This window comes from Aquisalimonas sp. APHAB1-3 (assembly GCF_048323695.1).
GTDB lineage: Bacteria > Pseudomonadota > Gammaproteobacteria > Nitrococcales > Aquisalimonadaceae > Aquisalimonas.
The window spans coordinates 299,755-313,633 of sequence record NZ_JBLWFT010000001.1 but is presented as its reverse complement, the minus strand read 5'-3'; the positions used below and the strand labels follow the sequence as shown (position 1 = coordinate 313,633).

The following is a 13,879-nucleotide window of genomic DNA, read 5'->3' as shown; positions in this document are numbered from 1 at the left end:
GGGCTTACTTGCAAGAGAAGGGCCAACCTGGATCGGTTGATAACCGGGACAGAAGAGCACTCAAAAATTCTTTCTACTACATGCCGTTACGGTGAATAAACATGCGCTGGGCCAGTTCATCGGCCTCGCTCTGCTCACGCCGGGCGGCAACCCGCTGCTCGGAGCGCTGCTCCTGCTGCACGACTTTGCCCATGGCGTCCGCCCGGCTGCGCTCGGCATTCCAGTTTTCCCTGGCCAGCTCCACCTGCCGGCGCGCCTCCTCGATCTGGCGGCGCTGCTGCTCGATCGCTCCGTCGATGCGCACGAGAAAGGCGTTGAAATCGCGCAGACGAAAGGCGTCCATGGTCTCGCCCTGCCCGTCCGCCAGGCGGTTGTGGTAATCGGCGCGGAACTGCTGCAGCTGCACCAGCCGCTGTTCGGCCTGCGCCAGGGTGTTCTGCGCCTGCCCGAACGCGCGGGCGGCGCGCTCGGCGTTCTCGTCCATTACCCCTTCCACCGTCTGCAAACGCTTCAGCCGCGACATTCCAACCCCCGTCTGTTATTGAGTGGGCAGCACGGCCTGGAGCTTCTCGATACTGCTCCCAAGGGACTCCGCGGCATGCAGGTCCTGCTGCAGATACTCCAGCAGTCGCGGCCGCATTTCTATGGCCTCGTCCACACGTGGGTCGGTCCCGGGCTGGTAGGCACCCACATTGATGAGATCGCGGTTCTGCCGCCAGACGCCATAGATCTGCTGGAACCGTTGTGCCATGACCCGGTGCTCCGGGTCCACGATATTCTGCATGGCCCGGCTCACGGACGCCTCGATGTCGATGGCCGGGTAGTGACCGGAGTCGGCAAGATCGCGGCTGAGCACCACGTGCCCGTCCAGAATGGCGCGGGCGGCATCAGCAATGGGGTCGTTCTGATCGTCGCCCTCGGCGAGCACGGTGTAGAATGCGGTAATCGAGCCGCCGCCCACCTCGCCGTTCCCCGCGCGCTCAACCAGCCTGGGCAGGCGGGCGAAAACCGACGGTGGATACCCTTTGGTGGTGGGGGGTTCGCCGATGGACAACCCGATCTCCCGCTGCGCCTGGGCGTAGCGGGTGAGCGAGTCCATGAGCAGCAGCACCTGCTGCCCCTGATCGCGGAAGTACTCGGCGATGGCGGTGGCCTGCATGGCGCCGTGCAGCCGCATCAGCGGCGACGCATCGGCGGGCGCGGCAACCACTACGGAGCGCTTCAGCCCCTCCTCGCCGAGGATGTCCTCGATGAATTCCTTGACTTCGCGGCCACGCTCACCGATCAGGCCGACCACCACCACGTCGGCGTTGGTATAGCGGGTCATCATGCCCAGCAGCACGCTCTTGCCGACCCCGCTGCCGGCAAAAAGCCCCATGCGCTGCCCGCGGCCAACGGTGAGCAGGCCGTTGATGGCACGCACACCGGTATCCAGTGGCTCACGGATGGGCGCCCGGGAGAGCGGGTTCAACGCTTCCCCCAACAGCGGCATGCGCTCGGTGGCACCGAGGCTGCCACCCCCGTCGATGGCGCGCCCGGCGCCGTCGAGAATGCGACCCAGGAGGCTCTTGCCCACGGTGGCCTCGTACACACCTTCCTGCGGGGTGACCGTGGCGCCAGGCGTGAGGCCGTGCACATCGCCCGTGGGCATGAGATAGAGACTGTCGTTACCGAAGCCGACGACTTCCGCTTCCACTTCCAGGCCTTGGGGCGTGGAAACCAGGCACCGTGCGCCCACCGGCGCCTGGCACCCCTCGGCCTCCAGCGTCAGTCCGACCATGCGGCGCAGCACGCCACTGGGCACGGGCCTGGGGCGTTCCACCTGCGTTTCCACCGAACGCAGACGCTCCAGCCACTGATCCCGGCGTACGGCGCTGGGCTCGCTCATGAGCGCTCCTCGTCGGGGGCCGGAGTATTCTCGTCGGCGTCCGGCTCTTCATCGGCGTTCGCCGCACCGTCATCGTCACGCAGATCCTCTTCCCGGGCGCCGAGCAACTGGCTGGCCAGCTGCGCCAGCCGCGTCTCCAGGCTGGCATCAACCCGCGCACGCTGCGCCTGCACCACGCAGCCGCCACGACTGAGGGCCGGGTCATCCACCAGCGTCCACGCCCGCTCGTCACTCTCTTCGCCGAGCAGTTCCTGGAGAAAACGGTGGTCCTCGGGGTGAACGCGCACAGTGACGTCCCGCTCCGCCAGCGGCAACAAGGCCACCGATTCGCGGATGACGCCGAGTATCTCCCCCGGCTGCATCTGCAGCTCACGGCGGATCACCTGACGTGCCAGGGTGAGCACCAGGCTGAGCAGCTGATCCTGCACCTCGTCGTCAAGCTGTTCCAGGGGGCGGGCCTGAGCCCGGATGAGTCTGTCCAGCGTTTTCAGGCGCTGGCGCTGCTCTTTCTCGATCTTCTTCGCGGCTTTCTCGCTGGCCGCCTGCGCCTCGCGCTCACCTTCGGCGTAACCCGCGTCCCGCCCCTCGGCAAAGCCCGCCTGGCGGGCCTCTTCGCGTATCGCCTCCACTTCCTCTTCGGTTGGAAGCTGGATCTCCGGCATCTCTGGCTCAGGCGGTTCCTCGGGCTCGCCGCGCTGATTCACCACGTTGCCGTCCACGGAGGGAAGTTCCCAGAGGCTGACCGCTTCAGCCTCCGCACCGCGCAGGACTTTAGACAAACTCATCGCCACCCCCGCCCAGGGAGATCTGATCCTCGTCGGCAAGCCGCTTGGCAATACTCAGAATGTCCTTCTGCGCACCCTCGACCTCGCTGAGCCGCACCGGGCCCTTGGCCTCCAGGTCGTCCTGCAGCATCTCCGAGGCGCGCCGGGACAGGTTGCGGAAGACCTTGTCCTTGACCCCATCACTGGCGCCCTTGAGGGCCAGCACCAGGCTGTCGGTGTTCACTTCGCGCATGAGCGTCTGCATGCTGCGATCATCCAGCGCCGCCAGATCGTTGAACACGAACATGAGATCCTGGATCCGGTTGCCAAGCTCCTCGTCGACCTCGCCGATGGCCTCCATGACACCACCTTCGACGCTGGTGTCCAGGAAGTTGAGGATGTTGGCCGCGGCCTGTACGCCGCCGATGGACGACGACTTGATCCGCTGCTTGCCGGAGAATTGCTTCTCCATGATCTCGTCGAGCTGTTGCAGGGCAGCGGGCTGGACGCCGTCCAGTGTGGCGATGCGCATGACCACGTCGTGGCGCATGCGCTCGGGGATTTCCGAGAGTACGGACGCGGCATGATCCGGGTCCAGGTAGGAGAGCACGATCGCGGTGACCTGCGGGTGTTCCAGCCGCAGCATTTCGGCCACCGTGCGGCCATCCAGCCACTTGATCTGCTCCAGGCCGCGGCTGTTGCCGCCCATGAGAATGCGGTCGATGATGCCGCCGGCCTTGTCTTCGCCCAGCGCCTTCACCAGCACGGAGCGGATGTAGTCGGTGCTGCCGATACCGAGCGAGGTCTGCTCGCTGACGCCAATGACGAACTGCTCCATCACCCGACCCACCTGCTCGCGGCTGACGTTCTGCAGCCCGGTCATGGCCTGGCCGAGCACCTGAACCTCCCGCGGCCCCAGGTGCTGGAGCACCGAGGCGGCGTCGTCCTCGCCCAGGCTCATGATGAAGATCGCTGCGCGCTCGGCACCGCTGAGGTTCTGCGCCGTGATGTTGTTGCCGTCACTCATCTTCGTTCAACCAGCCCTTGACCACACTTGCCGCCAGCGTCGGGTCGCTCTGCACCACTTCCCGGGCCGCTTCCACCTTCTCGTTCTGGTCCACGGCCATGGCCGAGCTCTGACCAATGGAGCCGCTCTCCACATCCGGCCCGGTCAGGCGCTGCTGCACCTGCCCGTCAGGTCCGACGGCCGCACCGGGCGGCAGGCCATCCACATCCGGATCGGCGTCCTCGCCTGATGCCCGGGTCCCGCCGATCAGCGCCTGCACCAGCGGCCGCACCACGAACAGGATCAGGGCCAGTGCGACGACACCCGCGATCAGCCAGCGCAGAAGCTCCTGCATCCAGGGCTGTTCAAGCAGCGGCACATCGGGCACCGCATCGCCGGTATCGACCTCTTCGAACACTGCATCGACCACGTTCACGCGGTCGCCGCGGTCTTCATCGAAACCGACGGCGTCCTGCACCAGCTGGGTGATGCGCTCGATCTGCTCCGCGCTCATGGCCTCCTGGACCATCTCACCCTCTTCCTCGCCCTCGACCATGGGCTGATCCACGAGCACGGCAACCGTCAGCCGGTCGACAGCACCTTCCGGCCGCTGCAGGTGGCGCATGATGCGACCGACTTCATAGTTGCGCGTCGCGGTATTGGTGATGTCGAGCCCGGGGCCCATGAAGCCGCCGTTGTCGTCGCCATCGCCGATCTCGCCACCACCCGGGGGCTGATTGGTCAGGGCCCCGGGAATGCCCAGCGCCATGTCGGAGCCGGAACCCCGCTCTTCACTGGTCTGCTCACTGCGGATGACGGTGGCATCCGGGTCGAACATCTCCTCGGTAGTCTCTTCCCGGGAGAAGTCCACGTCAGCATTGACCTGCGCCTTGACGCGGCCGGAGCCGACCATGGGCGTCAGCAGCTCCTCGATGCGGCGCTGATAATCCCGTTCGAGGCGCTCACGCACCTCGAACTGACTGCCGGACATGCCATCATCGCGGCTTTCGTCCTGGGTCAGCAGGTTGCCGTTCTGGTCCACGATGGAGACGTTGTCTTCCGTCATCTCCGGCACACTACTGGAGATCATGTGCACGATCGCCTGCACCTGCCCCTCGCTGAGGCTGCGCCCGCCGTGCAGGTCCAGCGCCACCGAGGCGGTAGGCCGGGTATCCTCGCGCACGAATACCGAATCCTCGGGAATGGCCAGATGCACGCGCGCGTTGCTCACCGCGCTCAGGGAACGGACGGAGCGCGCCAGCTCCGTTTCCAGAGCACGCTGGTAGCGGGCACTCTCCATGAACTGGCTGGTGCCGAAGCGCTGGTCCTCGTCCAGCATCTCGAAGCCGGTCCCCTGCCCCTCCGGCAGGCCCTCGCTGGCCAGATGCAGGCGCGCCTCGTGCAGATCGCCGCGGGGTACCTCCACGGCACCGGTATCATTATTGAGGCGCACGCCGGCTCCGGCTTCCCGCAGCGCCTCGACCACCTGGGCGCGATCCTGATCACTCAGGCCGCTGTAGAGCGTCTGGTAGGAGGGCTGCTGAGCCCAGAAGAAGACGCCAACACCCAGCGCGACGGCCGCAACGACGCCACCGATCAAGCCGGCCTGACGGAAATCCGTCGGCCGGCGCAGGAAGCGTTCCCACGGTCGACCGGTCGTTCCGGAGCCGGCGTCGGCGACGCCCTGGGGGTCTGCAGAGAGGTCCTGGGCGTCCCGGGAGCTCAGTGCCTGTGACTCAGCCATGCTGGACTAACCTCAAATCACACGGGCATGTTGTAGATGTCCTGGTACGCCTCTACCAGATGATTGCGGACCTGCTTGGTCGCCTCGAACGCCACCGAGGACTTCTGCATCGACACCATCACGTCGGTGAGGTCCACGTCCTCGCCGCTGATGAACGCATCCTGCAGAGCAGCCGATTCCTGCTGGGAGTTGTTGACGCCATCCAGCGCCTCGCGCAGTGCGTTCACGAACTGCGGGCCGTCCGCCGCCTGTTCCGCTTCCTGCGCGCCGCCGGCACGATCGACCATGGCCTGCATCTGCTCGAGCGCCTGCATGACGTTGTCGTTGTTCACCGGGTTCATCGTTTCGCCTCCGTTGGCAACGGCCCATCAGGGCCGTCGTTTCGTTTCCGTTTCCACACCCACGGCGGGGCCATTACTGTCAGCCGACCTGCGCCATGGCACTGCTGTCGGGGACCTGAACGCCATCATCACGCATGCGCGCCAGCTTGTAGCGCAGGGTGCGCACGCTGATGCCCAGCCGTTCGGCGGTCATCTTGCGACTGCCGTTGGCCTGCCGCAGGGTGTCAAGAATCAGGCGGTGCTCACTGTCCTTCATGCTGTCGTCCAGCGACGCGTCCGCCTCGGGCACCGCCGCGGACAGCGGCCCCAGCTCAAACCGCAGATCCTCGGCATCCACGCAGCCGTCGTCAGCCAGGATCAGGGCCCGCTGTATCACGTTCTCCAGCTCGCGCACGTTGCCGGGCCAGTCGTACTCCCGCAGCATGTGCCGCGCCGCGGGCGACATGGTGGCCCCGCCGTCGCCGAACTTGCGCAGGAACGCATCCGCCAGCGGCAGAATGTCGTCGCGCCGTTCCCGCAGCGGCGGGAGCTGGATCGGGAAGACATGCAGGCGGTAGTACAGGTCCTCCCGGAACTGCCCGTTCTGCACCGCCTGGCGCAGATCCCGGTTGGTGGTGGCAACGACCCGGGCATCCACCGGAATGGGCGATGTGCCGCAGAGCCGTTCCACTTCGCGCTCCTGCAGCGCACGCAGCAGCTTGGCCTGCAGCTCCGGGGCGATCTCCGAGATCTCATCCAGCAACAGCGTGCCGCCTGCGGCCTGCTCGAACTTCCCTGGGTGGGTGCGGGTGGCGCCGGTAAACGCCCCCTTCTCGTACCCGAACAGCAACGCTTCAAGCATGTTCTCGGGGATGGCCGCACAGTTCACGGCCACGAACGGCCCATCGGCCCGATCCGACTGTTCATGCAGATAGCGGGCGAAGACCTCTTTACCGGTGCCGCTCTCACCGTTGAGCAGCACGGTGACCGGCTTCGGTGCCACACGGCGGGCCAGGTCCAGCACGCCGCGGGTCCGCTCATCCACTGCGATCACGCCCCGGCTATTCGTTGCCACCGCGTGACGGCGGGCAACCGCCACCACGGCCAGCGGGTCCTCGGGGTTCGTCAGAAAATCGACGGCACCGAAACGAATGGCCTGCACGGCCCGCGGCACTTCGGCGCCCTGCTCCATCACCACCACCGGAGGCGCCCCCGCGTGGCGCCGCAACTGACGCCAATCACCGGTGCTGGCACCGTGGACCAGGGCCAGGCTCACCGGCACCTGTGCAATCAGATCGCAGGCGGAATCGACAGTTGTCGCAGGCAGGGGCTCGAAACCGGCAGCGTCAAGTGCCGCACAGGGCGCTTCGCGCGTGGTCTCGTCTGCTGCGATAACCAGGATCTTGTTATCTGACACGGCGCACCCTCCGCATTCCGGACCTCGGCGTCAGTTCGCCGGCGGTTTCCGCTTCGTTGGAGTGAGTAATGCAGAACGCATGCCAGAACAGACCCGAACGGGAATCCGCCCGGGGGGCGACTCAGCTTACATCCGGTCGCCGGATGTCGTACTTGCGCAATTTCTCCACCAGCGTGGTCCGCCGCAGCTGCAGCAGATCGGCTGCCTTGGCTACAACACCGTCCGACTCCTCCAGCGCCTCACGGATGAGCCGCTGCTCCAGCTCACCCAGGTACCAGCGCAGGTCGATGCCACCGCTGGTCCGTTTCACCAACCGTGCGTCGGGATCCCGGGGCGACTTGCCGTTGACGGCGGGCAGGCGGGGCATGGTCTCCGGCGCCAGGCTGTCACCGGCCACTTCGATGGACTCGACTTCCGCCACTGCGACGGGCTCCTCGGCCGCAGCCTCGGGCGCGTCGTCGGCGTCCACGCCCATGTCGCGCAGCAGCTTCTCCGGCAACTCGTCCACAACCACTTCGTCGAAGGGACAGACGATCGCCAGGCGCTCGATCAGGTTCGACAGCTCACGCACATTGCCCGGCCACTCGTAACGGCTGAGCACGGACAGCGCTTCCGAGGACAGCCTGACGGAGCCGCGGCCCTCGTCTTCAATGCGGCTCGTCAACTCCTTTACCAATACAGGTAGGTCACTGGACCGGTCGCGCAGCGGCGGCGTCTCGATGGGGAATACGTTCAGCCGATAGAAGAGGTCCTCGCGAAAGGAGCCGTCCTGGATCCTGGCATCGAGATCACGGTGGGTCGCTGCCAGCACCCGCACATCCGCCTCGATGCGCTTGTTGCCGCCCACGCGCTCGAAGGTCCGCTCCTGCAGAACCCGCAGCAGTTTCACCTGCATGTCCGGGCTCATGTCGCCGATTTCGTCCAGGAAGATGGTGCCGCCCTTCGCCATCTCGAAACGCCCCTGGCGGGCGGTAATGGCACCGGTGAACGCGCCCTTCTCATGACCGAACAGCTCGCTCTCAAGCAGGTCCGGCGGGATCGCGCCGCAGTTGATGGGGACGAAGGGGCCATTACGACGCGCGGAGCGGGCGTGGATGTTCTGGGCCACCACCTCCTTGCCGGTGCCGGACTCGCCGAGGATGAGCACGCTGGCATCGGTGGCCGCCACCTGATCAATAAGCTTCTTCACCCGCTTCATCGGCCGACTTTCCCCGACCAGGCGCGGCACACCCGACTTGCGGGCCAACCGATCACGTCGCTGGGCATTGTGATTCAGGGCCTGCTTGAGGGCAGCGGTGAACTGCGCCTGCCGCAGCGGCAGTTCAAGGGAACCCAGAACGTTGCCGGCCACGTTCTCCGCGGCGACCCGCGGTGCGTCGTCCGGCAGCAGCAGAAAAACCGGCAGATCGTCGGTCCGCTGATTCAGCCGCTCCAGCGCGGCGACCCAGCCCGAGTCTCCGGACTCCACGGTGAACAGCGCCAGCGCCGGCTCATCGTCGCGCACGGCGGCCTCGAGATGGTCCGGCTCGGAAAAGCTGCTTGCCTCGTTATCCTGGAAACGGAGGATCGCTTCTACGGAAGCTGCCCGCTCACGATCCTCGTCGTAGATATAGACACTAACCACGCGCACCCCCGGTGAAACCGCAGCCCACCCCTGCCAAAGGATGGGTCGATCCTGTCTGGATTATGACCTTGGAGGGGGTCCGTCCCCGGTCGATTCTCTTGACGCGTCGCACAGCGGCGACGCCAATGATTCGACGGTATTGGGGGGCCGGTGGAGTGTCAACGATACGGCGTCAGGAATGCGACGCGGTTCACGCAGGCTCTGGCAGGAACGCAGCCAAAATTTCAGGCGTTAAGTCACAAAAACAACGTAAGCTATTGTTTTACAATTGCCATTGGCAGAACTTGCGATCAAGTGGTGAGAATCAACGTGAATAGCGCCGATAAGCCGACAGTGCGGTCTTGCCCGTCTGGGTCCGGCGCACCGCTTCCCCGGCTTCATCCCGCGCCGCTTCGGCCAGCTGGATGAGTTCCGGGTCCAGCGCCAGCAGCTCCCGCACGCAGTGATTCACGACGTCGGCCGCTTCCGCGGGCACGGGGTCGGCGAACAGCTGCTGACTGAGATCACGCCGCTGGGCCTCCAGCTCGGCCACCGAGGCCCACTCGCCCTGGCGGGCCGCCCGCAGCATCTGCTCGGACAGGCCGAGCAGGCGCCGGGCGGATTGCTTCTTCTCGTCAGCAGACATGCTGCAGCTCCTCAGCCGGAGACGCTGATACTTCCGGCATTGGCGGGGGCCGCGGGCGCCTTCGTGCTGGCAGGCTGCTCCACGGCCTCATCCCGGATGCCATCCCAGCCGGCCTTCACCTCCCGCATCAGCCGCATCACTTCGTCCAGCTTTTCCGGCTCGTTGCGGGAGTGGCCCAGCAGCAGGGTCTTTTCCTGGTAGAAGTACATGGACGCCAGGTTACTCGCCAGCTCACCGCCCTTGTCAAAGTCCAGGGAATCCAGCAGCCCGTGCAGAATGCCACACGCCTTCTTCACAGCGGTGTTCTTGGCATTGATATCACCCCGTTCCATAGCGGCCTTGGCCTCGGCCGTGCGGGTAATGAACCCTTCCATGAGCATCTGGATGAGACGGTGCGGATCCGCGTACTCGGCGGACTGGCTGTTCACCTGCTGATACTGGTTGAGCTTCATGTTCGCGTAGGTCATGGCTCGCTCCTTGGTCTCTCCCTTACAGGGAAACGCCACTCATGCCGCCACCCGGCAGCTGCTGGCTGAGAAACTCACTGGTCTGCTGCAGCTCGGCCACCATGCTGTCCATGGCCGTGAACTGCTGGACGTACCGGTCTTCCACGCGCGCCATGCGCTGGTCCAGCCGCGCGCGGTCGTCGTCGAGATCCGACAGCTGGTTGTTCAGCGAGCTTTCGCGGGAGGTGAGACTGCCCTGAGGCCCGATCAGCGCGTTGATGCGGTTATCCAGGTCGGACATTAGGCCGGTGGAGAAGGTCAGCAGGCCAAGGTCGCCCTCCTGCCCCTCATCCACCTGCACACTCAGGCCATCAGCGGCTCCCATGGAGCCAGTCAGCGTTTGGCCCGTACCATCGGCCTCCATCCCGCCGATGGTGCCAGCGACGTCTTGCCCCGTCGCCTGCTCCCCGACCGGGAAGTTGAGCTGACCGCCGATATCGTTAGGCCCATCCGCAGCTTCGGTGATCTCGATGGTCGAGTCTTCACCCAGCGTCCGCGACTCCATGGTAAAGCCGCCATCACCGTCGAACGAGACCGTTGCCTGGGCTCCGGCATCGTTCAGTGCTTCATCGCCGTTGATCAGCGATTGCAGTGCGCGGGCGAGCTCTTCTCCGGTCTCGAAATCCTCAGCCGGCAGGGTGAGCACACCGGACTCGACGCCATCCACGGCAACCCGGAAATCGCGGTCGCTATCCGGTGGCTCGGTAAAATCAAAATCGTCCGACTCGAACTGCAACGCGGCACGGGCAGGCGCTTCGTCCACGTTAACGGCGAATTGCCCCGGCTCTGTCGCACTGGTGGCGCCGTCAAAACTGAAACCCTCTCCATCCACGATCCCGTTCTCGGCGAACAGCGCGGTCACCGCTTCCGGATCCTCGCGCACGGCATCATCAAGGCGCGCCGGATCCAGCTCAAGTGAGCCGTCGCGCGTGGTCAAAATACCGATGTCGGCCATGGAGCGAACGGCACGCCCTTCCAGGGCTTCCACGGGTTCGGTGATGGTGTTGCGAAGCTGGGAGACAATCCCGGTCACCGAAGATTCACCGTTCAGCGGGCCGGCTTCTTCGGTCTCAGGGTCGAAGTTGGTCAGTTCGCTGATGCCGCCCTGAAATTCGTTGAACGCCTCAACAAAGCCCTCAACCTGGGACTGGATGCCGGCACTGTCCGTGCTAACGCTGACAGTAGCCGGGCCATCGGTAACACCTTCCAGGTCCAGCGTGATGTCGTCCAACACATCGTCCACCTGGTTGCTGGACCGGGTCATGGTCAGCCCGTCGACGCTGAACTCGGCGTCCTGCGCGGCCTGCAGCTCATCAAGGGCACCTTCGCCATCGGGATCCAGCACGGCTGCGAGATCGCCGTCCACCTCCATGGTGAAGGCACTGGCCTCGCCCTCGTCCTGACCGTTGAGAACCAGCCGCTGGCCATTGCCGTCGTTGATGATGGATGCGTCGACACCGGCAGTGGACTGGTTGATGGCATCACGTATGCCTTCCAGGGTCTGATTGTTCTCATCGATGGTGATGGTGCTGACGCGATCACCGGACTCGATGGTGATCTCGCCCGTGCCTAGGGGTTCGTCACGATCTTCGATGCTGTCAGCACTAAGCACCGATCGCTGAGCCTGGGCGAGCTGCTGCACCTCCACACTCCAGGAGCCATCCTCGGCATTATCACCGGCGGAGATACCCACAGCATCGCTCGTGGAGGACGCATCCCGACTGACGAAGCTGTCCGGATCCTGGAGCTCGGCCACGTTGGACTGGAAATCGCCCATCAGGCTTTGCACCTTGCCGAACGCCGAAATCTCGGTCTCGAGGCGCTCTTCCTGGCGCTCGATCCGGTTTTCGGCCGGTGCCCGCTCGGCAGCCACCAGATCGTCCACAATCTGGCGAATGTCGAGCCCGGAACCTACTCCCAACGAGCTTACTGAAGACATCGTTCATCCCCTTGCGCTACTTATTGCCAGCCTATCCGGACTGGCAGATCAGGCCTGGTCGTCGAACAGAATGCCCCGCATTTCCTCGATATTCTCCGCAATAGTGAGAATCTCTTCTGCGGGGATCTGCCGTATGACCTCGTCCGACCGGGACTCGAGGACTTTCACTACGGCCCTGCCGGTATCATCATCAACGCTGAACTCCAGGTCGGTGCGAACCATCTGCACCGCATCATTGATCTGATCGATCGCGCCTTGGACTTCACTTCGTGAGGCCGGGTCTCCGGCCTGCACCTTGTTCTCGATCGCTCTCACGGCCTGCTCTAACGGCCGCCCCTGCTGATCGCTTGCCTTTTCCACGCTTGTACGGGTTACCGTGGGATTACTTCCGCCACTGCCACTTCCAGTGCTGGAGACCGACGGCACAAATCCGACTGATTCACTCATTGTTGTTCTCCTGACGGCTCACCCCGTGAGGCGCCTATCAGCGATTCCCGGGGCGAGCTGCCCCGGGAATCGATTAACGCCAATCGAACCCTTACTGCAGAAGACCCAGGGTGTTCTGCGGGATCTGGTTGGCCTGGGACAGCACCGAGGTGCCGGCCTGCTGCAGGATCTGGCCACGGGTCAGGGCTGCAGTCTCTTCGGCGAAGTCCGCGTCCTGGATCCGGCTGCGGGCAGCGGACAGGTTCTCGGAGCTCACGTCCAGGTTGGAAATGGTGGACTCGAAGCGGGTCTGCACCGCACCGAGCTGGCTGCGTGCGCCGTTGACCTGGTTGATGGCCGCATCCATGACTTCGATGGTCTGCGTTGCGGAGTCCCGAGTCAGCACATCGACGCTGTTGTCAACAGTCCGGTTCTCGGTATCGAATGCAATGAACTCTGTAGGAGTATCAGGATCGTCAACTTCGCCGAGCCCAAGGGCTGCCATGGCCTCAACGTCATCAGTGGCGATGTTGATCGCGCCGTCGACTTCCGTCTCCAGGACGAGGCCGGCTTCGAACGTCACCTCATCAGCGCTCAGATCGCCTCCGAGATCTCCGCCAAACACGTCCGCGTCATCACCGTCTCCATCAACACCCGAAGTCGCGACATCAATCGTGGATGAGGAACTCTCAAGGACGAGCCCATCATCCCCTACCGACGCCCGAACGCCACCCGTCCTGGAAGAGGCGTCATTGATGCGGTCTGCGATCTCATCGAGATCGTCGTCTACACCGACCAAGTTGATCGTCGACCCGTTGATGGTGATCGAGCCTTCGTCCTCAAAGTCAACGTCGTCGCCAAGCTCGCCAAGCACGGCGCGAGTGAGAGAATCCTGGCGCGCCGTCACACCGGATTCATTCGCCACCTGGTTGATGTTTCCGACAACCTCAGCGATGCTCTCGACGCCGTCCAGGTCTACATCAATGCCGTTCAACGCCATCTCGGCGCCTTCCACTGCTTCCATATCGTTGACCGCTACGCCTTGCAGCACGTTGGAGCCGAGGTTGCCTCCGGTCACGTCAACACCATCGGAGATGATGGTCTGGTTCGCGTTGGCGCCAACCTGGAACACAAGTTCTTCAAGAGAGCCGTCAAGAATCTTCTGACCGTTGAACTCGGAGGATTCGGCGACGCGGTTGATCTCGGAGATCAGCTCCTGCACCTCGTTGTCCAGCGCCTCGCGGTCGCCCGCAGAGTTGGTGTCGTTGGCGGACTGCACGGCCAGCTCACGGATACGCTGCAGCGAGTTACCGACCTCGCCCAGGGCGCCTTCGGCGGTCTGGGCGAAGGAGATGCCGTCGCTGGAGTTGCGGCTGGCCTGGTTCAGGCCGGTGATCTGCGCGGTGAAGCGTTCGGAGATGGCCAGGCCGGCGGCATCGTCAGCGGCGCTGTTGATGCGCAGACCAGAGGACAGGCGCTCCAGCGACACACCCAGATCGCTCTGCGACTGAGAGAGGTTGCGCTGTGCGTTGATCGAAGCAATGTTCGTGTTAATGACCTGAGACATGGTTTATACCCCTACGTTGTCCCGATAGTGTCGTAGCCGGTTTTCCTTAGCAG

13 protein-coding genes are annotated in these 13,879 nt (G+C 64.5%); all 13 read right to left on the bottom strand.

The genetic code is table 11. The features are described 5' to 3' along the window. Nucleotides 1-76: 76 nt before the first annotated feature. Nucleotides 77-523 carry a flagellar export protein FliJ gene (gene fliJ / locus ACNSTU_RS01455; RefSeq protein WP_418212026.1) on the bottom strand — a complete coding sequence of 149 codons (447 nt, stop codon included), beginning with the start codon at nt 521-523 and terminating at the stop codon, nt 77-79. A 15-nt stretch (nt 524-538) separates the two neighbouring features. After that, nucleotides 539-1,888: a flagellar protein export ATPase FliI gene (fliI, locus tag ACNSTU_RS01450; protein ID WP_418212025.1), complete on the bottom strand. Its 1,350-nt coding sequence runs from the start codon at nt 1,886-1,888 to the stop codon at nt 539-541. Beyond that, nucleotides 1,885-2,673: a flagellar assembly protein FliH gene (locus ACNSTU_RS01445; RefSeq protein WP_290633338.1), complete on the bottom strand. Its 789-nt coding sequence runs from the start codon at nt 2,671-2,673 to the stop codon at nt 1,885-1,887. Before ACNSTU_RS01445 ends, fliI begins: the two co-directional genes overlap by 4 nt. Next, nucleotides 2,660-3,679 (bottom strand): flagellar motor switch protein FliG, encoded by a 1,020-nt coding sequence (gene fliG, locus ACNSTU_RS01440; RefSeq protein ID WP_290633336.1) that lies wholly within the window; start codon nt 3,677-3,679, stop codon nt 2,660-2,662. The genes ACNSTU_RS01445 and fliG overlap by 14 nt, the downstream gene beginning before the upstream one ends. Then, nucleotides 3,672-5,402, bottom strand: coding sequence for a flagellar basal-body MS-ring/collar protein FliF (gene fliF / locus ACNSTU_RS01435; RefSeq protein WP_290633334.1), 1,731 nt, complete (start codon nt 5,400-5,402; stop codon nt 3,672-3,674). Before fliF ends, fliG begins: the two co-directional genes overlap by 8 nt. A gap of 17 nt (nt 5,403-5,419) precedes the next feature. Beyond that, nucleotides 5,420-5,743, bottom strand: a complete 324-nt coding sequence (gene fliE, locus ACNSTU_RS01430; RefSeq protein ID WP_290633332.1) for a flagellar hook-basal body complex protein FliE — start codon at nt 5,741-5,743, stop codon at nt 5,420-5,422. Nucleotides 5,744-5,822: 79 nt separating this feature from the next. Continuing rightward, entirely contained in the window at nt 5,823-7,139 is a 1,317-nt protein-coding gene (locus tag ACNSTU_RS01425) for a sigma-54-dependent transcriptional regulator (protein WP_290633330.1), read from the bottom strand. A gap of 121 nt (nt 7,140-7,260) precedes the next feature. Then, on the bottom strand, nt 7,261-8,763 hold the full coding sequence (locus ACNSTU_RS01420) for a sigma-54 dependent transcriptional regulator (RefSeq protein WP_290633328.1): 1,503 nt from the start codon (nt 8,761-8,763) through the stop codon (nt 7,261-7,263). A 304-nt stretch (nt 8,764-9,067) separates the two neighbouring features. Beyond that, entirely contained in the window at nt 9,068-9,388 is a 321-nt protein-coding gene (locus ACNSTU_RS01415; RefSeq protein WP_418212024.1) for a flagellar protein FliT, read from the bottom strand. A gap of 11 nt (nt 9,389-9,399) precedes the next feature. Beyond that, the gene (gene fliS / locus ACNSTU_RS01410; RefSeq protein WP_418212023.1) at nt 9,400-9,855 is read right to left on the bottom strand and encodes a flagellar export chaperone FliS; all 456 of its coding nucleotides are present in this window, start codon (nt 9,853-9,855) and stop codon (nt 9,400-9,402) included. Nucleotides 9,856-9,877: 22 nt separating this feature from the next. Then, nucleotides 9,878-11,833, bottom strand: a complete 1,956-nt coding sequence (gene fliD, locus ACNSTU_RS01405) for a flagellar filament capping protein FliD (protein ID WP_418212022.1) — start codon at nt 11,831-11,833, stop codon at nt 9,878-9,880. Nucleotides 11,834-11,881: 48 nt separating this feature from the next. Beyond that, nucleotides 11,882-12,280 (bottom strand): flagellar protein FlaG, encoded by a 399-nt coding sequence (locus tag ACNSTU_RS01400; RefSeq protein WP_418212021.1) that lies wholly within the window; start codon nt 12,278-12,280, stop codon nt 11,882-11,884. A 91-nt stretch (nt 12,281-12,371) separates the two neighbouring features. Next, nucleotides 12,372-13,826: a flagellin gene (locus ACNSTU_RS01395; RefSeq protein ID WP_418212020.1), complete on the bottom strand. Its 1,455-nt coding sequence runs from the start codon at nt 13,824-13,826 to the stop codon at nt 12,372-12,374. Nucleotides 13,827-13,879: the final 53 nt, after the last annotated feature.

Bases quoted from the DNA above. Each gene is read 5' to 3' on its own strand.
- ACNSTU_RS01400 (WP_418212021.1), bottom strand. From the start codon at position 12,280: ATGAGTGAATCAGTCGGATTTGTGCCGTCGGTCTCCAGCACTGGAAGT.
- fliD (WP_418212022.1), bottom strand. From the start codon at position 11,833: ATGTCTTCAGTAAGCTCGTTGGGAGTAGGTTCCGGGCTCGACATTCGC.
- fliI (WP_418212025.1), bottom strand. From the start codon at position 1,888: ATGAGCGAGCCCAGCGCCGTACGCCGGGATCAGTGGCTGGAGCGTCTG.
- ACNSTU_RS01445 (WP_290633338.1), bottom strand. From the start codon at position 2,673: ATGAGTTTGTCTAAAGTCCTGCGCGGTGCGGAGGCTGAAGCGGTCAGC.
- fliE (WP_290633332.1), bottom strand. From the start codon at position 5,743: ATGAACCCGGTGAACAACGACAACGTCATGCAGGCGCTCGAGCAGATG.
- fliG (WP_290633336.1), bottom strand. From the start codon at position 3,679: ATGAGTGACGGCAACAACATCACGGCGCAGAACCTCAGCGGTGCCGAG.
- ACNSTU_RS01415 (WP_418212024.1), bottom strand. From the start codon at position 9,388: ATGTCTGCTGACGAGAAGAAGCAATCCGCCCGGCGCCTGCTCGGCCTG.
- fliS (WP_418212023.1), bottom strand. From the start codon at position 9,855: ATGACCTACGCGAACATGAAGCTCAACCAGTATCAGCAGGTGAACAGC.
- ACNSTU_RS01395 (WP_418212020.1), bottom strand. From the start codon at position 13,826: ATGTCTCAGGTCATTAACACGAACATTGCTTCGATCAACGCACAGCGC.
- fliJ (WP_418212026.1), bottom strand. From the start codon at position 523: ATGTCGCGGCTGAAGCGTTTGCAGACGGTGGAAGGGGTAATGGACGAG.
- fliF (WP_290633334.1), bottom strand. From the start codon at position 5,402: ATGGCTGAGTCACAGGCACTGAGCTCCCGGGACGCCCAGGACCTCTCT.